Here is a 22,221-nt window from a genome sequence, read left to right as displayed (position 1 = left end):
CACTCATGGGTTGGAGAGCTCCTTCATCTCGGAGACCGCCGGCACCGCCATCGGGTCGAGACCATGCGCGAGAGCGAGATAGACCGAAGCGAAGTCCGGAACGGCGACCAGGGACGCCAACCGCTCCAGCGAAGACCCGCCCTCGGCCGTGAGGACGTCGCAACGCACTCCACGGCGCTCGGCCAGGGTCTGGATCGCGTCGGCTCGGCGTTCCTCGACGGCGTGGGGCTCGTCGGTGTCGTCGTCGGCGTTGAGGCCGCCGTCGCGCAGCAGCACGACCCGTAGCCGGCTCGCCTGCGGGCCGTCTTCGTTGTCGAACGGGTCGGCGAAGATGTCGCGGTCGGTCTCGACCAGACCGCCGAACACGCCGTCGAGCAGGCCGACCCGGCCACGACCGGCCTCACCCAGCGCTCCGGCGACCACCGGATAACGGGCGTTGGCGGACAGCGTGTCGGCGAACCGACGCGCGGCCACGGTCGCCAGCGGCGACGAACCCCAGACGATCGGCACCGAGCCGGCCAGGCCGAGCGCCAGCGACTTCGCCGGGTTGACGAACGACTCGGCGCTGGGCCGGCAACGCTCGGCGTCGGCGTCGAGCCGGGTCGCGGTCTCCGCGAAGTCAGCCTCGTTGACCTTGACCAGACCCAGGGTGCGGGCGGCGAGCAGCACCGGGACCGTCAGCGCCCAGAGGCTCGCGCGGGCCGGGGCACGGCGGGGCACCGGGATGTACGGGGCACGCGCCCGCTCGACCACCGACTGGAGCTCGGAGTCGGGCGCGCCGATGCCGACCAGCCGGGCGCCGCGACGGGCGGCGGCGTCGGCCGCGGCGAGCGCCTCTGGGCTGTGGCCGGACGCGCTGATCGCGATCACCACGTCGGCGGCACCGACCCAGCCGGGCACACCGGCGCTGCGGTGGATGATGACGGGCGCCCGGGATCGCGGACCCGCGGCCATCGCGAGGATCTCACCGGTGCGGGCGGCGGTGCCGGCGCCGGCGATCACGACCGCGCGGGGCAGACCGTCGTCTTCGAGCGCGGAGAGGTTGGCCTCGGCGGCCAGGGCCGCGGACTCGCGCACCTGCGCGCCGGCCGAGGCCGTCATCCGCAGCATGCCGCCGGGGTCGTTCTCGGCCATCGCGTCCTGGTTGTCGAGCAGGGCCTCGTCGGCCACCCGCTGACCGCGCAGGCCGGCGGCACCGCCCACCGGGGTGTCCATCAGCTCGCCTCCGGCGCGGCCGGACGGGCCTCGTCGAGCAGGAGGATCGGGATGTCGTCGCGGACCTCGAACACCCGGTGACACTCGGTGCACGTCAGCGTCTGCGCCGCCGCGTCATAGGTCAACGGCGCGTGGTGCGTGTCAGGGCACGCGAGAATGTCCAACAACTGCTGATCCAGGGCCATCGTGCGGCTCCTTCCAGATGCGGGCGGCGGGCCGTCCGGCGACGATCTTAGCGGCGGATGAGACCCAGGGCCTCGTCGCGCAGTTCAGCCATGCGCGTAGCGGTCGGCGCCTCGACATTGAGCCTGAGCAGCGGCTCGGTGTTGGAGGCACGCAGGTTGATCCATGCGCCGTCCGGGAAGGTCAGCGTCAGACCGTCGAGCTCGTCGACCACGGCGTCCGGGTACGCCGCGCGTACCTCCTGCTGCTTGGCCTTCTGGTCCTGCACCGTGGAGTTGATCTCGCCGGACGCCACGTAGCGCTCGAACTCGGCGCCGAGTCGGGACAGTGGCTCGGGCTGGCCGCCGAGCGCGGCGAGCACGTGCATCGCGGCGAGCATGCCGGTGTCGGCGAACCAGAACTCGCGGAAGTAGTAGTGCGCGGAGTGCTCACCACCGAACACGGCGTTGGTGCGCGCCATGTCGGCCTTGATGAACGAATGCCCGACCCGGCTGCGTACGGGCGTGCCGCCGTTCTCCCTGATGATCTCGGGCACCGCGCTCGAGGTGATCAGGTTGTGGATGATCGTCTCGCCGGGGTGCTTGGCCAGCTCACGGGCGGCGACCAGGGCGGTGACCGCGCTCGGGCTGAGTGGCTCGCCGCGCTCGTCGATCACGAAGCACCGGTCGGCGTCGCCGTCGAACGCGAGCCCGAGGTCGGCCCCGTGCTGCACGACGGCGTGCTGGAGATCGACCAGGTTCTTCGGCTCGAGCGGGTTGGCCTCGTGGTTGGGGAACGAGCCGTCGAGCTCGAAGTAGAGGGGGACGATCGTCAACGGCAGCGGCTCGAGCGCCTGGTCGCCGAGGACCGCCGGGACCGTGTAGCCGCCCATCCCGTTGCCGGCGTCGACGACCACCTTGAGCGGGCGGATGCCCCGCAGGTCGACCAGCTCGCGCAGGTAGCGGGCGTAGTCGGCGAGCAGCTCCCGGCGTTCCGCCTGGGCGCCCGGCGCGGCCGCCTGCGCGTCGCTGTCGAGGATGCGCTGGGCGTTGTCGCGGATCTCCGCGAGGCCCGAATCCTGGCTGAGCGGCTTGGCCCCGGCCAGGCACAGCTTGATGCCGTTGTATTGGGCGGGGTTGTGGCTGGCCGTGAACATCGCGCCCGGCAGGTCGAGCGTGCCGGCCGCGAAGTAGAGCATGTCTGTCGAGCCGAGACCGGCCTCGACCACACCGAGGCCCTCGCTGAGCACGCCACGGGCGAAGGCCGCGGACATCCCCGGAGAGGTCGCACGCATGTCGTGGGCGATGACGACGCGTTTCGAGCCCGGGTGACGGGCCACGAGGAACTGCGCGAAGCCCGCTCCTAGTGCCTCGGCGACCCGCTCGTCCCATTGATCCGGGACGACACCACGGATGTCGTAGGCCTTGACGATCTGGGACAGCTCGGACAACGCACTCGCTCCTTGGACGATGCCAGCGTATCGCCGCCGAGCGTAACGGAGGGGTTCGGCGGGCTGCTGAAGGCACTCGTGGGCTGTGGATAACCCGGGGGCTGTGGATAACCCGAACTCAGTCCTCGATACGCGGGAAAATCACCGTCTGCTGGTCCCGGCCGGGGCCGACAGCCGGACGGACAGGAGGAAGGAAGATGGTCTGTGATTCGGGCGCCGCTGTCCTTGCCCCACGGCCGCGCTGGTCGAGGGCGGTCCGGCTGCGGCCGGCCCGGTCGGCACGCATCTGGCGCACCAGGAACACGATCAGGGCGGCGCCGACGCCGACCAGCACGAGCCCGCCGAACATCACCAGCCCGCTCATCCCGAGAAAGCCGGAGCTGTCCGAGTCGTGCGGCGGCACGGGGGCGACCGCGAGCGGGCTCTTGGCCGGGTCGTCGAACGGGTCCGCCGTCAGCGGCTCCTCGGTCTTCGTCCGGGTCGTGGGCGTCGCGGACTTCGGTGACTTGGTCGGCTTCTTCGTCGGCGTCACCTTGGCCCCGTTGACCCGGGCCGCGGCCGACTCACTGCCGACGAGCTGCCCGCGCCCGTTGAACACCTGGCCGACCAGCGTCACGCTGCCGCCTGGGGTTCCGTCGGCGAAGCTGACCCGATACCGGCCAGTCGCGGTCTGCCGCTCACAGACCGTCGACCGGTCCGGCGCGGTGCGCTCGGTGACCACCACGCCCTGCCCCGCGTCCGAGACGACAACGGGCTGCCACTGCCCACCCCTGAGGGTGTCGACGCGCACCTGGCCACCGTTCATGCCGCTGGCGAGCCGGATACCGAGCGCCGTACGCACGGTGATGCAGCCACGATCCCGCCGAGTGACGCTGACCGAGGCGGAGCCGGGGTTGCCGCCCGCGTTGAAGGTGCGCGCGGCCCGCAGATCAATCCGCTCGTCCGCGGCGCTGGCAGTGCCGGCGGAAACCACGAGCCCGACGCCGATCGCGCCGACCAGCCCGACACCGATCGCCAGCAGCGCCACCACCCGACGGCCACCGCGCCGACCCACCATCATCACCATCTCCCGTGTCCCGCGCTCACGTCCGGCGGACACGCTACCCCGTGGCGCTTGACACCGGCGTCACAGAAGGCCGCCAGATAGACCGTACGTAGCGGCCCCGCAACAACCCGCACTGTCATGTTCCCGACGCCACCCTCAGTCACCACCCGGAGGCCGCCCCCGCCACCGAAACACCCAAGCGATCGTCTCTTCATCGGGCAACTCCTCACCGCCCGTAATCCCGGGAGTGATGCGCTCCGCGACGGCACGATCGACGCTCTCCCAACGGTCGTCGTTGCGGTCGTCGTCGAGGAAACGCACGACCAAGTCCGGGTTGTAGCTCCAGGCCTTGAGCTTGTGGTCCCACAGCAGGGCGTGTCCGGCGCCCACATCCATGACGAAGAGTCCCGCTGCCTGGTCCCTATCCCTCTTGTTGTAGACCGCGTAGTAGCAGTACATCGTCGTCGCCTCCCACCCCAAGATGATCATCGACCGGGAAGTCGGTCGCGTCCAGTCCGAACTCGCGCACAATCTCAGCGAAGGTCAGGCCATTTGCATCAAGCCAGGCACGGTAGTCGCTCCAGACATCCGGCTTTCGCCTTGTCCATTTGGCGAAACTCGTATTTCTCGGCTGAGCGAGCTCACTCAGGCCCGGCGGGATGCGTTCGGCCAGTCGCAATTGCCGGTTGATCGCAAGCGTTCGCAGGAAAGCATGAACACGACGAGCGCTGGAGCCGACGTCGCCCGACGGGCCGTTGTTGCGAACAACCTGATACAGCCCGTGCGTCAACTTGCCCGCTCGCTGCGAGTAGGTCGTCGGCAGCTGAAGTTCAAATTGTTGGCCGCCTGGCGCGCGAAGCGTGAGGTTCAGCCCGTAGTGACGGTTGCCCACCGCCCAGAAGTTCTTGAGTGAGCCAGCGTCCATGGAATATCCCAGGTCGGCGAGGCCACCGAGGACGCAACGCACGGCCCGCACGCAGGTCGAGTCGTGAGGTACGACCATCGAGAATCGCAGGACGTCGTTCACGTCTTCGGCGAACTGGTCCGGGGAATCGTTCGTGGCACGCGCCTCGTCGTCGTACTTGCGGGCAAGGGAAGCGAAACTCTTGACCCGATAATCCGTGCCGTCGAGTCTCAACGGTGGCTCGGCGCCGACCATCGTCGAGACTCGCTCAGCCACGGACACGAGATCCGCCTGAATCTCGTCGGCAGACGCTTCGGCCGCGCTGCGGAGGCCGTCAAGCACGCGGCGTTCCTCAGTGTCGAGATCAACACCGAACTCGGCTTCACTCCAACCGAGGACAACGGGGGTCCGTTCGGTTCCGAACAGGTGGACCGGTAGCAAGCTGCGTTGATGGGCGGCATGAAACAAGGCCGACTGGGCAAATGTCACCGCGACGGTGCCGCGCGGGTGGCGGACGGGTCCTTCGTCTCCGCCCACACACCAGGTGCCGTCCGGAAGTTCACGGATGTCATCGTTCAGCACACGGACGGCTATGTGGTCCGGTGGCCATGCGTCTGGCCAATCCGCGAGGCGTTCGGACGGCGAGTGGATCACGACGGGTATGCGGTCGAGGCGGGCTTCGCGGGCGGCGCGGAGTAGTTGGTTGTCGAGGGTGACGAAGCTGCCGTCGCCCCAGCGGACTGCGTGCATGGGAGCGCCCTGCCAGCCGTTTGGCTGGGCTTGGGTCGCTGGATCGTCGTTGGTCGGGCTGACGCTGCGTTGCGTGAAGCGGATCTGGTCCGGGCGCAGCAGTGCCACCTTCGGGAGCGAACGCTCGTAGCGTGATCGCTCCGCCGCACTCAAGGTGTCAGGGTCGACGCCGACGTCCGCGAACGTCGCGGATCCAACGCCGATCGCCCTCAGCTGCCGGTTGGTCGGGTCGCTGAGCATCACAGCGGGGCGTGGCGCCACATCGCCCGGGGGCGGCTCGGCGATCGCGCCGCCGACGATGACGGGAGGCGGCAGGGACTGTTGCGGAGAAACGGCGGCGACTCCCGTGTCCCCGAGGCTCGTCCTGCCGGGCGGGCCGGTGGGCTGGCTTCCGCCGGGCACGTCGGCCGAAGCCGCATCAACCGCTGCGGGCGCGTCGGCATCAAGCTGCACAGGGCGGAGCGGGCCGCTCGCCGCCGATACGACTGACCCATCGCCCGTCGCGGCCGAAGCGTCGACCGACACGGCGGTCTTCAACCCAGCTGACGCCGCATCAGCGAGAGCTCCGCCCGCGGAATCTCCTCCGAGCGCCGGATTTCCAACAGGGCCACGCTCGGCCCTGCCTGGCAACGCATCGCCAACCGACAAGCTGGTCGCGAGTCCCGGAGTTGGGCCGTCTGGGCTCACCGGATGGGTTGGTTGGTGTGCCGGCCCGACGTCGACCGCGCCGGATCTCGCCGGTCGCGCCACGTCAGCGGGGTCCGCAGGACTGCCGCCGGTTACTGGATCCGCCTCGACTCCGAGCGGTTCGTCGGGCGCTGCCGACCTGTCGTCGACCATCCTGGTTCCGGACGGTGCAGCTCGCGCCACGTCAGCAGAGTCGGGAAGGCCGCCGCCCTTTGCCACGGCGGCCGCCGACCCCTGTTCGACCGCGCCACCCGCAGCACCGGACATTGCGGCTCGCGCCGCATCCTCTGGCTGCTGAAGGCCGCCGCCCGCCGACACAGCGACCCCAGCTCCGAGCGGCTCGTCCACCGCCGCCGACCGTTGCTCGACAGCGCCACCGGTAGCTCCGGAGGTCGCGGCTCCCGCCGGATCCGGAAGGGCGCCGCCCGCCGCCACGGCGACCTCGACGCCGAGCGGCTTGTCCAGCGCCGCCAATCCTTGATCGACCGCGCCACCCGTGGCTCCGGAGGTTGCGGCTCGTGCCGCAGAAGTCGCGTCCGGAAGGCCGCCTCCCGTTGACAGGCTTGCCGCCGTTTCGGCCAGGGCTTCTGCGGCCGCGGACTGTCCTGTCTTCGCTACCGCTCCCGCCGCTGGGGTCAGGTGCGCGGCCGAACCGGCCATCCCACCCGCGAAACCCCCCACCGCCGACATCCCCACGGCCCGCAGGTCGAACGACTCACGATGTCCCGCAACCCGCTGGTACGACTGGATGCCCGCCGACGTCCCGGCCTCCTCCGCCGATTCCGTCGCGCCTGCCAGAAGGACGCGGGCGAAGGGGTGGGACAGCTTGACCACGAGCCGGCCGAAGATTCGGTGGATTGCTGCACGCGTGGCTGCCGCCGCGGCTGCTGCGGCCGGGCTTGCCGCCCCCGCCGTCAGGGCCATTGCCACCGCCAAGGCCAGCAACTCGATCAGGAGGAGGACTACCTCGATCCAGACCTCGATCTTCGCGGCCTCGATCTCCGCACCGCACGACTCCACTGCCGTGCCCAGGCTGGCGAAGGCGCCGCGTAGCTGGCCCAGGACCGGCGAAAGTTCTTGCCATTCCAGGGCGAACGAAGCCGCCGTCGGGCCCCCGTAGCCCGACGACACCAGCGTCGCCGCCGCAACGGCGTCCGACGACACCAGCGCCAGGTCCGCGGACGCCGAGAACCAGGCGTCCGCCAGCTCGAACACCGCGCGTTCGTCGCCCTCCGGCCACTGGACGCCGATCACCCATTCGAGGCACTCGTGCGCCCAACCCGGCACCGACCAGGGCAGCGCGTCCAGTGGGTGCGGGATCGGGCTCGGCAGCACCGTCACGAAGGGAAGCGGCGAGCCGCCGCCTCGTCCGCGTCCATCGTGGACGACGACGCCGCCAGCACCGCGTCGCCGAGCCGCGTCAGGGCCGACGACACCGAGGACCACGCGGCCAGGGCGGCCGCCGCGGCGGGAAGGTAGGCGCCCGCGAACGTCGCGCCCGGCTCGTCCGAGCCCCACGGTTGGCCGCCGGGGATATCAGCGACCCTGCGCACCGCAGCCAGGTCGCGGGCGCCGGCCACGACGAGGGCAGGGTCGAGGTAGACCTCAGCCATGACGGCGCAGCAGGGCGTCGAACTGGCCGCTTCGCACGTAGTCGGCCACCCCCGACCCCGGCGGCAGATAGCCCGCCACCAGGTCCTGGACGGCGCCCGCCGACGACGACGTGGCGTCGCGGATCGTCGCCGTGACCACCGCGGCCAACTGCTCCGGTCGATGGGCGCGGTAGGCGGACTGGTCCAACACCAGCCGCACCAGGTGGCCGCGGGCGTCGACGGTCGCGATCACCAGGCCGTCGGCCGACTGTGCTGTCGACGAGAACGCGGACAGGCGTTCTCGCAGCTCAGCCATGCCCGCTCGGAGGCGTTCGTATTGGCCGAGGACCTCGTCGGCGCGCCCGCGGAGGGCTTCGTTGACCGCGCGGTCCGCGCGCTGTGCCATTGCCGATTCTCCCAACCCCGCAGGCAGAGATCACCGTAAGTCACGCAGACGATACCCGGAGACATAGATCGATGTGACCCCGTCAACACGAAGTTTCCGAGCGCCGGGCCATGTCCCGCGGCCACCGCCGCGCGTTGAGGTAGGAGCCGGCATACCTGACGGGTGAAACCCCAGGTCAAGCCCGCGTACGGGGTCTTGGCGTGCCTTGGGCGCAGTGATCTTATGTGCCAACCGGCCGCCGGAGCCGAACCTGTACAGATTGGACGGTGCAGACGTGACTGTCACCCTGGGGAACCGGTCCGCGATCCCGGCACCGCGCCGTGGGTCCGGGGTCTTCGAGCGCGCGCGGACGGTCACCGAGCCGGCGATGCGCGCCGCGGTCGACAGCCTGCCGCCCACCACGAGGCGCGCCGTCGGCTACCACTTCGGGTGGTGGGACAGCACGGGCAAGGACCGCCTGCGTACGCCCGGCACAGCGATCCGCCCCGCCCTGGTGCTCGTGGCCGCCGAAGCCGTCGGCGGCACCCCGGTCGGCATGGCGGCCGTGGCGGCCGTGCCCGCCGCGATCCCCGCCGCCGTCGCCGTCGAGCTCGTGCACCACTTCGCCCAGCTCCGCGAGAAGAACAGCACCGTGTCGAAGACCTTCGGCACCAGCACGGCGGTCCTGGCCGGCGACGCCCTGCTCGCCCTCGCCTTCGACGTCCTCGCCGCACAAAGCGGCAGCCACCCCGGCGGCTCGACCGCCGCCCACGCGCTCAGCACGACAGTCGCCCTGCTGATCGAGGGACAGGCGAGCAAGGGCCTCGACGAGGGTTTCCGGACCGCCCGCCGCCGGACCGGTGCCCTGCTCGAGTGCAGCGCCGGCCTGGGTGGGCTGTTCGGCGGCGGCACACCGGCCCAGATCGCCGCCCTGCGTGGTTTCGGCGCCGAGCTCGGCCTCGCCATCCAGCTCGTCGACGACCAGCGCGGCATCTGGGGCGCCGGGCATCCCGACCTGCGACACCGCAGGCGCACCCTGCCGGTGGTCGCGGCGCTCGCGTCCAAGTCGGCGACAGCCGAGCGCCTCGCGGAGGCGTACCAGAAAAGTCTGTCCGATGTAGAAGCCCGAGAGCTGGCCGCGGCGCTTGACGCCGACGGCTGGCGCGACTGGTGTGTCGCCGAGTCGGCGCGGCACCTGCGCGCGGCGCTCGACCAGCTCGAGCCCGGCATCACCGCGGAGCGGCGCCAGGATCTGCGCGCGATCGCCCGGCTGGTCGGTGACCGGGACCGGTGAACCACCGCGTCGCCGCCGCGGTCTGCGCCGCGGCCTTCCTCAGCGCCCCGGCACCGGTCTCGGCCGCGCCGCAACGACAACCAGCCTGCTACAACGCCACCTACCTGGCGCGCGACCACAGCCTGGTCAAAACAGGCAAGAACGAGACCCCGGTCGCCCGCTTCGACGCACCCCTGGACGCCCTCGCGTACGTGCCGGCCACCGAGAGATTCTGGGCCATCAGCGGCGACCAGGTGATCAGCTTCGACGGGACCGGTCGGGTCACGAAGCGGGCGCCGATCCCGGCCGCGCTTCAGCAACGGAACACCACCAGCGCCGCGGCCGGCACCAAGGACCGCTGGATCGTCCGCACCGACCGCGAGGTCGTCACGTACCGGATGCCGGCCCTCAAGGAGCTCGAACGCCACGAGATCGACGGCCCGGGCGCGGACATCCTGCTGGCCCCCCTGATCGCCGACTGGGACCTCCACGGCGGCAAGCTCTACACGATCGCGGACGGCCGGCTCCTCACGATCGATCCCCACACCGGCACCGCGAAGCCGATCGCCACGCCGACCGGACTCCCCACGACGGGCACGTTCGGCGCGATCACCATCGATCCGCGAGGGACCCTGCACGCGCTGCACGACCAGACCGGCAGCGGGTACGACGTCAAGCTCAGCAATCCGACAACGGCCACGGCCACAGCCACCACCAGACCGGCAGCGAGCTCCGACGCCGCCGAGTGCCCCGAGGCCTGGGACTACGGCGACGCCGACGCCCCGTACCCGACCAGCCGGGTGCGGAACGGCCCTCGACACAAGATCACCGACGGTCTGGCCCTCGGCCGCACCGTCACCCCGGAGAGCGACGCCGTCAAACAGGACCAGGACGACGCCCTGGCCAGGCCCGCGACGGTCGAACCCGACGGCAAGCTGAGCGTCGACATCACGGTCACGAACCAGACCGGGCACAAGGCCCTGCTCGCCGCCTGGCACGACCTCGACGGGAACGGCCGCTTCGACGACCGTGACCTCGCGACCGCGACCGTGAACAGCGGCAAACGCACCGTCACGCTGACCTGGAACACCAGGCCAGGAACGTCCACCTTGCGGATCCGGCTCTACGGCGGCCCGCACGGCTACAACGCTCCCGCCCCGAAACCCACCGGACCGGCGGACAGCGGCGAGGTTGAGGACCACCCGATCACCACGAGAAGCGCGCCGCCCGCGAAAGACGAAGACAAAGACCAGCAACTCGACCTGAAGAACCTGGCAGGACCCGCCCCAGCCGCAGTGCCCGACCAAGGCGCGCCGCCCGTGCCGGTCCCACTCCCCGAGCAGAAGCACCACCCGGTCGCCGCCAACGCCAGACCCCACGAGAAGGACCGTCTCCCACTGACCTGGACGGTCTTCGTCGCGTTGCTGGTGCCGGCGGCCTCCGTCGCCGCGCGCGCCGCCGCCAAGAGAGGAAGTCGATGAACTTGCTGCTCGCCGGGATCGCCGTGGTGCTCGCCGCGGCCCTCGCGTCCGTCATCGGGTTCACCATGGTGTCCCGCTGGGTGCCGCGGCGCTGGCGGGTCGCGGACGGGGACGCCGCCGGCACGGTCTATTCGACGATCGGCATGGTGTACGCGATCCTGATCGCGATCGCCGCCATCGCGGTGTGGGAGCCGCGCGCCGACGCCGCCAGCAACACGGAGGCGGAGGCGAGCAGCCTGGTCGAGGCGTACTGGTCGGCGAACCGCCTCGCCCCGGCCGACCGCGACGACGTGCGTGGCCTGATCGTCGGCTACCTCCAGGTCGCCGGCGGCTCGGAGTGGGACCACCTGCGCACCGCGCACAGCGGCACGATGGGCGCGGAGAACCTGTCGACGGAGCTCCGCGAGCGGGTGGACGCGGTGCGTCCGGTGACCGAGTCCGAGCAAGCCGCGCACCAGCTCCTGGCCGGACAGGTCAGCACGGCCGCCACCGCGCGGCGCGCCCGGATCGGCGACGCCGACGCCCGGATGCCCGCCCCCCTCTGGCCGATCCTGATCGGCGGCGCTCTGGTCAGCGTCGGGTTCCTCTACCTGTTCGGCCTGCGCCGCACAGTCCCCAATGGACTCATGTTCGCCACGCTCGGCGGCATGGTCGCCCTCATGCTGTTCGTGCTCTATCAGGTGGAGCTGCCGTACAGCCGAGGGTTCGCGGTCGATCCGAGTGCCTTGCGGGCGGCGTTGGAGACGCTACGCGGCACCGACGGTCTCTAGCGCCGACGCCAGCACGTCGAGCCCGCGTTCCAGCGTGCTGTCGTCGATCACCAGGGGCGGCAGGAAGCGCAGGACATTGCCGTACGTGCCGCAGGTCAGCGTCAACAGCCCCCGGCGGTGACACTCCGCGGACACCGCCCCGGTCGTCACCGGATCGGGGGTCAGGGTGCCCGGCTGGGTGATCTCGATGGCCTGCATGGCGCCTCGGCCGCGCACGTCGGCGATCCTCGGGTCCGCGGCGGCCAGGTCGCGGAGCCGGCCGCCCAACGTCAGGTCGATCCGCCGGGCCGCCGTGACCAGGTCGAGGTCGCGCATCGTCTCGATCGAGGCGAGCGCCGCGGCGCAGGCCAGCGGGTTGCCGCCGTACGTGCCGCCCAGCCCGCCCGGATGCACCGCGTCCATGATGTCGGCCCGGCCGGTCACGGCGCCCAGCGGCAGCCCGCCGGCGATTCCCTTGGCCAGGGTCATCAGGTCGGGCACCACACCCTCGTGCGACGACGCGAACCAGTCACCCGTACGACAGAAACCGGTCTGGATCTCGTCGGCGATGAACACCGCACCCGCCTCGCGGGCCCACGCGGCCAGCGCCGGCAGGAACCCCGGAGCCGGCACCACGAAGCCGCCCTCGCCCTGGATCGGCTCGACCAGCACCGCGGCGACGTTGGTGGCGCCGATCTGCGACGCGACGAGCTCCAGCGCGCGGGCGGCGGCATCGGCACCGGACAGCCCGCCGTCGCGCAGCGGGTAGGACATCGGCACGCGGTAGACCTCGCCGGCGAACGGGCCGAAGCGGTGCTTGTACGGCATGTTCTTCGCGGTCAACGCCATCGTCAGGTTGGTGCGGCCGTGGTACGCGTGGTCGAACACCACCACGGCGGTGCGCCCGGTCGCGTGCCGGGCGATCTTCACCGCGTTCTCCACCGCCTCGGCGCCGGAGTTGACCAGAATCGAGCGCTTCTCGACGTCGCCGGGCGTCAGCGCGTTGAGGGTCTCGCAGACGGAGACGTAGAGCTCGTACGGCGCGACCATGAAGCAGGTGTGGGTGAACCGCTCGACCTGCTCGCGCACGGCCGCCACGACGCGCGGCGCCGAGTTGCCCACCGAGGTCACGGCGATCCCGGAGGCGAAGTCGATCCAGTCCTTGCCGTCGACGTCGGTCATCGTGCCGCCGCCCGCCCGGTCCACATAGGAGTTGATGACCGAGCTGACGCCGCGCGCGACGGCCGCGGTGCGCCGCTTGTGCAGGTCCGACGAGGCCATCAGCCCTCCAGGTTGTGCATCACGTGCTTGACCCGGGTGTAGTCCTCCAGGCTGTAGACCGACAGGTCCTTGCCGTGGCCGGAGTGCTTGAAGCCGCCGTGCGGCATCTCGGAGACGAACGGGATGTGCGTGTTGACCCAGACGCAGCCGAAGTCGAGCCGTCGGGTCATCCGCATCGCCCGGCCGTGGTCGCGGGTCCAGACCGAGGCGGACAGGCCGTACTCGACGCCGTTGGCCCAGCGGACGGCCTCGTCCTCGTCGGTGAACCGCTGCACGGTGATCACCGGCCCGAAGACCTCGTCCTGGATGATCTCGTCCTGCTGACGCACGCCCGAGACGACCGTGGGCGAGTAGAAGTAGCCGCGGTCGCCGACCCGTGAGCCGCCCACCTGCAAAGCGGCGTGGTCGGGCAACCGGTCCACGAAACCGGTGACCCGGCCGAGCTGGTTGGCGTTGTTGAGCGGGCCGTAGAGCACGTCCTCCTCGTCGGGGCCGCCGGTCTTCGTGTTGCGGGCCTGCTCGACCAGGGCGGCGAGGAAGTCGTCGTGGATGCCGGGGCCGGCCAGCACCCGGGTCGCGGCGGTGCAGTCCTGGCCGGCGTTGAAGTAGCCGCCCACCGCGATCGCCTCGGCCGCGGCGGCCACGTCGGCGTCGTCGAACAGCACGACCGGCGCCTTCCCGCCGAGCTCCAGGTGGGTGCGCTTGAGGTCCGGGGCGGCGGCCGCGGCCACCTCCTTGCCCGCGCGGGTCGAGCCGGTGATCGAGACGAGCTGCGGCACGGGGTGGGAGACCACGGCACGGCCGGTGTCGCGGTCCCCGGTGACCACGTTGAACACGCCGGCCGGGAAGAACTCGGACGCGATCTCGGCGAGCAGCAGCGTGCTGACCGGCGTGGTGTCACTGGGCTTGAGCACCACGCAGTTGCCGGCCGCCAGCGCCGGGGCGATCTTCCAGATGGCCATCATCAGCGGGTAGTTCCACGGCGTCACCTGGCCGACGACGCCGAGCGGCTCGCGGCGCACGTACGACGTGTGCCCTGCCAGGTATTCGCCCGCCGACCGGCCCTCCAGCATGCGCGCGGCGCCGGCGAAGAAGCGCAGCTCGTCGACCGCGGGCGGCAGTTCCTCGTCGGTGGTGAGCTGACGGGGCTTGCCGGTGTTGCGCACCTCGGCGTCGACGAGCTCGGCGGCTCTGGCCTCGACCGCGTCCGCGAACTTGAGCAGCGCGAGCTGCCGCTGCGCCGGGGTCACCTCACGCCAGCTCTCGAACGCCGTCGCGGCCGCCGTCATCGCCCGGTCGACGTCCGCGGGCCCGGAGATCGGAGCCTGCGCGAAGACCTCGCCGGTGCACGGGTCGACCAGATCGCTGAAGTTGCCGTCGACCGGGTCGACGTACTCACCGTTGACGAAGTTGCGCAGCTGCTGCTTGTCGCTCATGGTGGGCGTCTCCAGGCTGGGGGGCATGTCGTTTTCGCAACTCTCACGCCATCTTCGCGACCGAATCCGTTGCTGACAAGGTCTATCGCCACCGTTTCCGCGAACCTGGCTGCTGAGTTAGGCTGCGGGCTGTGGACCAGCGCGCGTTCTACGTAGCAGGCCGGCCCGAGCACGGCACCGATCCGGTGACGGTCCGGCACCCCTTCGACGGTCATGCGGTCGGCACCACCACGTACGCGACGGCATCGCAGGTCGAACGCGCCGTCAGCGCGGCTGCGGCTGTCGCCCCGGAAGCGGCCGCGTTGCCCGCGCACGCCCGCGCCGCCGCCCTCGACCACGTCTCCGCCCGGCTCAAGGAACGCGCCGAGGAGGTCGCCCAGCTCATCACGGCCGAGAACGGCAAGCCGCTGAAGTGGGCGCGCGCCGAGGCGGCCCGGGCCGTGTCGACGTTCCGCTGGGCGGCCGAGGAAGCCCGCCGGTTCGCCGGCGACCTGCAACGCCTCGACACCGATCCGGCCGCGACCGGCCGCCTGGCCGTGGTCCGCCGCTTCCCGCGCGGCCCGGTCCTCGGCATCTCGCCGTTCAACTTCCCGCTGAACCTGGTCGCGCACAAGGTCGCGCCGGCGATCGCGGCGGGCGCGCCGATCATCGTCAAGCCGGCGCCGGCCACCCCGCTGAGCGCGCTGCTGCTGGGCGAGATCCTCGCCGAGACGGCGCTGCCGGAGGGGATGTTCTCGGTGCTGCCGCTGCCGAACGAGCAGGCGGCGTCGCTGGTCTCGGATCCCCGGTTGCCCGTCGTGAGCTTCACGGGCTCGGGCCCGGTGGGTGCCTCGATCCGCCGGGCCGTGCCCGACAAACACGTGACTTTGGAGTTGGGCGGCAACGCGGCGGTGCTGCTCTGCGAGGACTGGACGGCGGACGCCGACCTCGACTGGGCGGCGTCACGGATCGCGACGTTCTCCAACTACCAGGCCGGGCAGAGCTGCATCGCGGTGCAGCGGGTGTTCGTACACGAGTGGATCTATGACGGTTTCCTGCCGCGGCTGGTGGCGGCGGTCGCCGCGTTGAAGACGGGCGACCCCAACGACGACGCGACCGATGTCGGCCCGCTGATCTCCGAGGCGGCGGCGCAGCGGGTCGAGTCCTGGGTCGACGAGGCCGCAACCGCAGGCGCGACAATCGAGGTAGGCGGTCTGCGAGCGGGCGCCACCTATCCGCCGACGGTGCTGTCACGACCCCCGAAAGACGCGAAAGTCAGTCGCGAGGAGGTCTTCGGGCCGGTGCTGGTGGTCACGCCGGTCGCCTCGGACGCGGAGGGCTTCGAGGCGATCAACGACTCCGCGTACGGCCTGCAGGCGGGCGTCTTCACCAGGAACATCCAGACTGCCTTCACGGCCCACCGCACCCTCGAGGTCGGCGGCGTGATCGTAGGCGACGTGCCATCGTACCGCGCCGACCAGATGCCCTATGGCGGAGTGAAGGGCTCAGGCGTCGGCCGCGAGGGGCTACGCAGCGCCATGGACGACTACACCGAACCGCGCGTCATGGTGTTGACGGGGCTGGATCTTTAGAGCCTTTGTTACGCGCGTCCGCGGTGGGCGCGACCGTTTGCTCCCGCGCGCAACGGGCGGGGCCGAAAAACATGGCCCCGCCCTGCCGGGTCCGCAGTGGGTTAAACCGATGCTGCCCGCCGCCTCTACGAGGACTCGGCGTTTGGGCCGCGGCGGCGTAGCTCGTCTACCGCGCCCATCGCGTCGCGCAGCTCCCCCAGCCATTGATCGGCGTGCTGGCCGACCAACCGCACGCACCAGGCCAAGGCCTCGGAGCGGCTGCGGGCCACGCCGGCGTCCACCAGGGTGTCGAGGACCTGGCGGTCCGACTGGCGTAGGCGGGTCATCACCGGTGCGGAGAACGTGGTGAACAGCGCCTCGGTCGAGCCGCACGCCGCTCCCCAGCTGACCTTCCGGCGCCAGCGGTGTTCGATCTGCTGTGCGATCTTGATTCGTTGCTCTCGGGTGTCTTCGCGGTGTTGGGCGATGCGGCCCTGTTCCGCCGACGCGCGGTCCGCGTCCGACGCGTCGTCGCCCAGCTGCGGCGACGGCAGCCGGCCAATGATCATGACCTCGTCACGGTCGATGGTGACTGCCGGCGGTTCGGTGAACCAGCCGTCCGGCACCGCGCCCGCGATCCAGGCCGCCAGTCCTTCCGACGGTGGTGGCTCGGCTCGCCCGCCACGGCCGCCGCCTGCTTCCCATGGGCCTCGGAAACCCCTCATGGCGCACCTCCTGATTACTTGATTACAGCATTACACCGCTGCAGGAGGGCGCACAGAGCTGAGCGTTCCGCTATGCGCGAAAAGGGGTCAGCGCATGGCCCACGGCGACCCGTAGGCCGTCAGGAGGTCCAGGAACGGGCGCGGCGGGAACGCCTCGGGCCCCAGGACGCCGACGCCGGACCAGCCCCCGCCAGACAGGAGCTCCAACGCCACCACCGGGTTCACCGCGGTCTGCCAGACCACCGCCTGGTGTCCGTACTCGCGCATCGACCACTCGTTGTCGACCACGTGGTAGAGGTAGACCTCGCGCGGCGAGCCCGAGACGCCCGTGCCCTTCACCCAGGTGCCGGCGCAGGTCTTGCCGCGCATCAAAGGGCCCAGACCGGCCGGGTCCGGCAGGCAGGCCGCCACCACGTCGCGCGGCGCCACCGAGACGTCGCCGACCTTGACCGGGACCGCGGAGTCGAGGCCCAGCCGGTGCAACGTGCGCAGCACGGCGATGAAGTCGGCACCCAGGCCGTACTTGAACGTCACCCGACCCGCGTCGACCCACCGCGGGATCAGCAGCACCTCTTCGTGCTCGACGTTGACGCACTCGACCGGCCCGATGCCCTCCGGGAAGTCGAACACCTCTGGCTCCGAGAACGGCTCCGTCGTGAACCAACCACGCCCGCGCTCGTACACCACCGGTGGGTTCAGGCACTCCTCGATCGTCGTCCAGATCGAGAAGGACGGCGCGAACGCGTGCCCGTCGACCACCAGGTTCGAACCGTCGCGTACGCCGATCTCGTCGATCGACGTGAACAGCTCGTCGGCGGCGTAGCGGGCGAAGATGTCCGAGAGCCCTGGCTCCACACCGATCCCGACCAGCGCGAGCCGCCCCGACTCCTCCCACAGCGACGCCGTCGCGAACTGGGACTCCCCGAGCACGACACCCGTCGAGGAATAGGGAGAGACCGGGTGCGGCTGCGACAGCGACATCGCCATGTCGAGATAGTCGGCACCGGCGGCGAACGCACCGTCGAAGATGGACATCACGAACCGCGGGTCCACCGCGTTGAACACATGGGTCGCCCCGGCGGCCAGGTCCCGCACCTCGGTGGACGAGGACGCGTCGACCTGGGCGGCCGAGAACCGCGGATCATCAACGGATGAAACCACGGCCGACGCCCGCGCCAGCGAATAGTCCGCCACCACCCACGACGAGAAGAACGAGCGCCGCGCGGCGATGGCGGCCGCGGCGGCGCCGACGCCGCCCGCGCCGATCTGTAGGACACGCATCAGGAATCGAACCCCAAACCGAGTCTGTCGAGGGTACGCAGCCACAGGTTGCGCCGGCCCTCGTGCGCGTCGGCCTGGGCCATCGACCAGCGGGTCGCGTTGATGACCAGTGAGCGCAAGGGTTCCGGTGGGAACGGCATCGGACGGCTGCGTACGAAGTCCAATGTGGTCACGGGTGTCGGAGAGCCGGACAGCAGATCGAGTGCGACCCGCGCGCCGAACCGGGTGGCGCCGACGCCCAGGCCCGTGAAGCCGGTCGCGTAGGCCAGCCGCCCGCCAAACGCGGTGCCGAAGAAGGCGCAGAACCGCGTGCAGGTGTCGACCACCCCACCCCACTGATGGGTGAAGGTGACGCCTTCCAGCTGCGGGAAAGTCGAGAAGAAATGCCGGGCCAGCGTAGCGAACGTCGGCGCCGAGCGCGCCAGCGACGGCGCCATCCGGTTGCCGTAGTGGTAGACGGCGTCGTACCCGCCGAACAGGATCCGGTTGTCGGCGGTCAGCCGGTAGTAGTGGAACTGGTTGCCGGAGTCGGCCAACCCCTGCCGCTGCCGCCAGCCGACCGATGCCAACTCAGCAGGTGTCAGTGGCCGGGTGACCAACGCATAGTCGTAGACCGGCACGACGAAGGCCCGCAGCCGGCGCAGCAACGGCGGGAACGCGTTGGCGGCCAACACGACACCACCCGCCCGCACCGAGCCTCCGCCAAAGCAGCGCGCCACCACCCCGGCCCCGGAAGACGCCAGCCCGGTCACCCGGGTGTGCTCGAAGATCCGGACCCCCAGGGACAGGCAGGCAGCACGCAACCCCCAGGCCAACCGGGCCGGATCGAGCATCACCGTGCGATCCCGATGCCAGACGCCGCCGAGATAGGTCGGCGAGGCGACCTCGGCTCGCACCTCGTCCCGCCCGAGCACCACCACGTCGTGCCCGTGCCGCCGGGCCAGCGCGGCATCGGCGGCGAGGTCCGCGAGCTGGTGGGGTGCCGTCGCGAGCGAGATCTCTCCGGTGCGCTCGACGTCGCACCGGATGTCGAACAGCGAGATCGTGGCCAGCATCGCGTCGAGGTTGGCCGCACCCAGCGTTTCCAGCGTGGAGATCTCGTCCGGGAACCGGGCCGCGCCGTTGGCCAGGCCGTGGGTCAGCGACGTCGCACAGAACCCACCGTTGCGCCCGGACGCCGCCCACCCGCAGGTGCCGGCCTCGACCAGCACGACGTCGCGACCGGGATCGTCCTGCTTGGCCTGCAACGCCGCCCAAAGTCCGGCGTAGCCCCCGCCGACGACCAGCAGGTCGGCCTCCAAGGAGCCGGAGAGCGGCGGCAGCGGGTCGGGGCGCTCGGGACGGTCGAGCCAGAAGACCCGGGGCTGCGCGTCCGCGAGCGCCCGACCGACGTTCATGCCACTCGCGCCCCCCGCCGCCGTCGCACGTTCGTCGCCAGCACCAGCAGCAGCGCGATCGCGAACATGGCCGTGCCGATCACGTTGACCTGCGGCGGGATGCCTCGCTGGTTGGCACCCCAAACGTACATCGGGAAGGTCACCGTGTTGCCCGAGTTGAAGTTCGTGATGATGAAGTCGTCGAACGACAGCGAGAACGCGAGCAGGGCCGCGGCGACGATGCCGGGCAGCACCAGCGGCAGGGTGATCCGCCGGAAGGTCTGGAACGGCGTCGCGTACAGGTCCATCGCGGCCTCTTCCAGCCGCGCGTCCATGCCGGCCAGCCGGGCCTTGACCGTGACCACCACGAACGAGACGCAGAACATGATGTGCGCGATCAGGATGGTCACGAAGCCGAGCTGGAGGCCGCCCGCGGTGAACAGGGCCAGCAGCGACGTGCCCATCACGAGCTCGGGGGTCGCCATCGGCAGGAAGATCAGCAGGTTCGTCAGGCTCCGGCCGCGGAACTTGTGCCGGGCCAGCGCGAACGCCATCAGCGTGCCGAGGATCGTCGCGAACACCGTGGCCAGGAGCCCGATCCAGGCCGAGCGGCCGACGGCGTCGCAGAGGTCGGCCGGGCCGCACAGGTTGGTCCAGTTGTCGGTGGTGAACGCGTTGAAGTCGTACGACAGCCGGTTTGACGGGCGGTTGAACGACAGGCCGGCGACGACCGCGATCGGCAGGAACAGGTAGAGCAGCACCATGAGGCCGACCGTCATCACCCAGTGGTCGGCGAACCAACGCCTCATCTAGACCACCTCGTCCGTGCCGGAGCGGCGTACGTACGCGAAGACGATCGCCAGGATGATCGCCATCAGGAGGAACGACAGCGCCGCGCCCTGGGGTGGCTCCTGCCGCGACAGGAACGCCGAGTTGACCACGTTGCCGACCATGTTGGTGTTGGTGTTGCCGAGCAGCGCGGCGTTGATGTAGTCGCCCACCGCCGGGATGAAGAACAGCAGCGTGCCGGCGACCAGGCCGGGCATCGACAACGGCAGGGTGACCTTGAAGAACGTGCGGGTCGGGCTGGCGTACAGGTCGCCGGCCGCCTCGATCAGCCGGTAGTCGAGCCGCTCCAGGCTGGCGTAGAGGGGCAACACCAGGAACGGCAGGAAGTTGTACGTCAGGCCGAGGATCACCGCCGCCGGTGTCGCGAGCAGCCGGCCGTCGTCGCCGAGCAGGCCGATGTCGCGCAGGAAGCCGACCAGCCAGCCGTTGTCCGAAAGGATCGTCTTCCAGGCCAGGGTGCGCACCAGGAAGCTGGTGAACATCGGTGCGACCACGCAGACCAGCAGCAGGTTCTTCCACCGGCCGGCCTTCTGGGCGATCGCGTACGCCAGCGGGTAGCCGATCACGATGCCGATCACCGTCGCGATGGCGGCGTAGCTGAACGAACGCAGGATCTGCGGCCAGGCGTACGCGATCGCGTCCGGGTAGTTGCTGAACTCCCACGTCATCGCGTAGCCCGCGGTGACGGAGCCGGACGGGTCGTAGAGGCTGGTCGCGCCGAGCTGGATCGTCGGCACGACGAAGAACAGGAACAGCCAGGCCGCGCCGGGGAGCAGCAGCAGGTACGGCAGCCAGCGCCGACGATCGCGGCGTTCTGCTTTGTCGCTGCCGGGCGCGCCGACCGGACGCGCGCCGACGCCGGTCAGCAGACTCATGACCCGACCCCGACGACCGTGTCCGGCGAGTCCAGCAGCGGGGTGGTCTGGTCGCCCTCGCCCGGTGCGCGCTCCAGCAGGAAGGCGTGCTGCGGGTTCCAGTGCGCCGTCACCTCGGAGCCGACCGCGAGCTGCGCCGCGTCACCGCCGTTGGGTGCGAAGACCGCGAGCTCGGTGCCCCAGCCGGTACGCACGAGATACTGCGTGCTGACGCCCACGTAGGACGAGTCGGTGACCACGCCGGCCACCGACTGGTGACCGGCCGGCACGGCCGCCCCTGCCGCGACCAGGGCCAGCTTCTCCGGGCGTACGCCGAGGAAGACCGGACCCCGCTGCGTGCGCGAACGCGCGGCCGGCACGGCGAATCGCTGCTCGTAGGCCCCGACGAGGACGTCGCTGCCCTGCTGCCCGGCGGCCTCGCCGGCCAGCAGGTTGGACTGGCCGAGGAAGTTGGCCACGAACGCGGTCGCCGGGTACTCGTAGATCTCCGCGGGCCGGCCGAGCTGCTCGATCTTGCCCGCGTTCATCACGGCGACCGTGTCGGCCATCGTCATGGCCTCCTCCTGGTCGTGCGTGACGTGCACGAAGGTGATGCCGACCTCGGTCTGGATGCGCTTGAGCTCGATCTGCATCTGCCGGCGCAGCTTGAGGTCGAGGGCGCCCAGCGGCTCGTCGAGCAACAGCACCTGCGGGTGGTTGATCAACGCGCGGGCCAGCGCGACCCGCTGCTGCTGGCCGCCGGAGAGCTCGGCCGGCCGGCGCTTGCCGAACCCGCCGAGCTGGACCAGGTCGAGCATCTGGTCGACCTGCCCCTTCACCTCCCGCTGTTTGCGGCGGCGCAGCCCGAACGCCACGTTCTCGAAGACGTCCAGGTGCGGGAACAGCGCGTAGCTCTGGAACACGGTGTTGACCGGCCGCTGGTACGGGCGCAGCCGGGTGATGTCGCGGTCGCCGAGCCGGATCTCGCCGGTGGTCGGCTCCTCCAGCCCGGCCACCATCCGCAGCGTGGTGGTCTTGCCGCAGCCGGACGCGCCGAGCAGCGCGAAGAACGCGCCCTGCGGGACGGTCAGGGTCAGGTCGTCGACGGCGGTGAACTCGCCGAACCGCTTGGTGACGTTGGTGATCCGCAGGTCGCCGGTCTCCGGGGTCGTCATC

At 70.7% G+C, this 22,221-nt stretch carries 20 protein-coding genes; 4 read left to right on the top strand and 16 right to left on the bottom strand.

Annotation, left to right across the window (positions count from 1 at the left end; genetic code table 11):
• Positions 1-3 precede the first annotated feature (3 nt).
• The 8 genes from CHC05_RS05555 to CHC05_RS05520 all read right to left on the bottom strand — a co-directional run bounded on the left by CHC05_RS05555 (position 4) and on the right by CHC05_RS05520 (position 8,211).
• Positions 4-1,215 carry an SIS domain-containing protein gene (locus CHC05_RS05555; protein ID WP_089245358.1) on the bottom strand — a complete coding sequence of 404 codons (1,212 nt, stop codon included), beginning with the start codon at positions 1,213-1,215 and terminating at the stop codon, positions 4-6.
• Positions 1,215-1,400 (bottom strand): Trm112 family protein, encoded by a 186-nt coding sequence (locus tag CHC05_RS05550; protein WP_089245356.1) that lies wholly within the window; start codon positions 1,398-1,400, stop codon positions 1,215-1,217. The genes CHC05_RS05555 and CHC05_RS05550 overlap by 1 nt, the downstream gene beginning before the upstream one ends.
• A 47-nt stretch (positions 1,401-1,447) precedes the next feature.
• Positions 1,448-2,827, bottom strand: coding sequence for a phosphomannomutase/phosphoglucomutase (locus CHC05_RS05545; RefSeq protein WP_089245354.1), 1,380 nt, complete (start codon positions 2,825-2,827; stop codon positions 1,448-1,450).
• A gap of 118 nt (positions 2,828-2,945) precedes the next feature.
• Positions 2,946-3,887: a hypothetical protein gene (locus tag CHC05_RS05540; protein ID WP_144022482.1), complete on the bottom strand. Its 942-nt coding sequence runs from the start codon at positions 3,885-3,887 to the stop codon at positions 2,946-2,948.
• A gap of 141 nt (positions 3,888-4,028) precedes the next feature.
• Complete coding sequence (locus CHC05_RS05535; protein ID WP_144022481.1) at positions 4,029-4,331, bottom strand: hypothetical protein; 303 nt, start codon at positions 4,329-4,331, stop codon at positions 4,029-4,031.
• Positions 4,294-7,554, bottom strand: a complete 3,261-nt coding sequence (locus CHC05_RS05530; protein ID WP_089245348.1) for a WXG100-like domain-containing protein — start codon at positions 7,552-7,554, stop codon at positions 4,294-4,296. Before CHC05_RS05530 ends, CHC05_RS05535 begins: the two co-directional genes overlap by 38 nt.
• Positions 7,551-7,826 (bottom strand): hypothetical protein, encoded by a 276-nt coding sequence (locus tag CHC05_RS05525; protein ID WP_089245345.1) that lies wholly within the window; start codon positions 7,824-7,826, stop codon positions 7,551-7,553. Before CHC05_RS05525 ends, CHC05_RS05530 begins: the two co-directional genes overlap by 4 nt.
• Positions 7,819-8,211, bottom strand: a complete 393-nt coding sequence (locus CHC05_RS05520) for a YbaB/EbfC family nucleoid-associated protein (protein ID WP_089245343.1) — start codon at positions 8,209-8,211, stop codon at positions 7,819-7,821. The genes CHC05_RS05525 and CHC05_RS05520 overlap by 8 nt, the downstream gene beginning before the upstream one ends.
• 274 nt (positions 8,212-8,485) lie before the next feature.
• Between CHC05_RS05520 and CHC05_RS05515 the strand changes: the two genes are divergently transcribed.
• From CHC05_RS05515 to CHC05_RS05505, 3 genes are read left to right on the top strand one after another with little or no spacing between them, the layout of a single operon-like run.
• Positions 8,486-9,484, top strand: coding sequence for a polyprenyl synthetase family protein (locus CHC05_RS05515; RefSeq protein ID WP_089245341.1), 999 nt, complete (start codon positions 8,486-8,488; stop codon positions 9,482-9,484).
• Positions 9,481-10,944: a DUF6923 family protein gene (locus tag CHC05_RS05510; protein WP_089245339.1), complete on the top strand. Its 1,464-nt coding sequence runs from the start codon at positions 9,481-9,483 to the stop codon at positions 10,942-10,944. The genes CHC05_RS05515 and CHC05_RS05510 overlap by 4 nt, the downstream gene beginning before the upstream one ends.
• Entirely contained in the window at positions 10,941-11,714 is a 774-nt protein-coding gene (locus tag CHC05_RS05505) for a bestrophin-like domain (RefSeq protein WP_089245337.1), read from the top strand. Before CHC05_RS05510 ends, CHC05_RS05505 begins: the two co-directional genes overlap by 4 nt.
• Here CHC05_RS05505 and gabT read toward each other — a convergent pair.
• Both gabT and CHC05_RS05495 read right to left on the bottom strand, forming a co-directional pair.
• Complete coding sequence (gabT, locus tag CHC05_RS05500; RefSeq protein ID WP_425426708.1) at positions 11,691-12,974, bottom strand: 4-aminobutyrate--2-oxoglutarate transaminase; 1,284 nt, start codon at positions 12,972-12,974, stop codon at positions 11,691-11,693. The genes CHC05_RS05505 and gabT overlap by 24 nt on opposite strands.
• Positions 12,974-14,410, bottom strand: coding sequence for a gamma-aminobutyraldehyde dehydrogenase (locus tag CHC05_RS05495; RefSeq protein ID WP_089245333.1), 1,437 nt, complete (start codon positions 14,408-14,410; stop codon positions 12,974-12,976). Before CHC05_RS05495 ends, gabT begins: the two co-directional genes overlap by 1 nt.
• Before the next feature lie 131 nt (positions 14,411-14,541).
• Here CHC05_RS05495 and CHC05_RS05490 point away from each other — a divergent pair, with 131 nt between their 5' ends.
• Positions 14,542-15,981 carry an aldehyde dehydrogenase family protein gene (locus CHC05_RS05490; RefSeq protein WP_089245331.1) on the top strand — a complete coding sequence of 480 codons (1,440 nt, stop codon included), beginning with the start codon at positions 14,542-14,544 and terminating at the stop codon, positions 15,979-15,981.
• A gap of 125 nt (positions 15,982-16,106) precedes the next feature.
• Here the strand turns inward: CHC05_RS05490 and CHC05_RS05485 are convergent, their stop codons facing one another.
• The 6 genes from CHC05_RS05485 to CHC05_RS05460 all read right to left on the bottom strand — a co-directional run bounded on the left by CHC05_RS05485 (position 16,107) and on the right by CHC05_RS05460 (position 22,220).
• Positions 16,107-16,685, bottom strand: coding sequence for a hypothetical protein (locus CHC05_RS05485; RefSeq protein ID WP_089245329.1), 579 nt, complete (start codon positions 16,683-16,685; stop codon positions 16,107-16,109).
• Positions 16,686-16,772: 87 nt separating this feature from the next.
• Positions 16,773-17,966 carry a saccharopine dehydrogenase family protein gene (locus CHC05_RS05480; protein WP_089245327.1) on the bottom strand — a complete coding sequence of 398 codons (1,194 nt, stop codon included), beginning with the start codon at positions 17,964-17,966 and terminating at the stop codon, positions 16,773-16,775.
• Entirely contained in the window at positions 17,966-19,363 is a 1,398-nt protein-coding gene (locus CHC05_RS05475; RefSeq protein ID WP_089245324.1) for an NAD(P)/FAD-dependent oxidoreductase, read from the bottom strand. The genes CHC05_RS05480 and CHC05_RS05475 overlap by 1 nt, the downstream gene beginning before the upstream one ends.
• Positions 19,360-20,151, bottom strand: a complete 792-nt coding sequence (locus CHC05_RS05470; protein ID WP_089245322.1) for an ABC transporter permease — start codon at positions 20,149-20,151, stop codon at positions 19,360-19,362. Before CHC05_RS05470 ends, CHC05_RS05475 begins: the two co-directional genes overlap by 4 nt.
• Positions 20,152-21,066 carry an ABC transporter permease gene (locus CHC05_RS05465; protein ID WP_089245320.1) on the bottom strand — a complete coding sequence of 305 codons (915 nt, stop codon included), beginning with the start codon at positions 21,064-21,066 and terminating at the stop codon, positions 20,152-20,154.
• Positions 21,063-22,220, bottom strand: coding sequence for an ABC transporter ATP-binding protein (locus tag CHC05_RS05460; RefSeq protein WP_089245318.1), 1,158 nt, complete (start codon positions 22,218-22,220; stop codon positions 21,063-21,065). Before CHC05_RS05460 ends, CHC05_RS05465 begins: the two co-directional genes overlap by 4 nt.
• Position 22,221: the final 1 nt, after the last annotated feature.

Source organism: Asanoa hainanensis (genome assembly GCF_900188485.1).
GTDB classification, from domain to species: domain Bacteria; phylum Actinomycetota; class Actinomycetes; order Mycobacteriales; family Micromonosporaceae; genus Asanoa; species Asanoa hainanensis.
The sequence above is the reverse complement of the archived record's forward strand: the minus strand, read 5'-3'. Positions and strand labels throughout refer to the sequence as shown.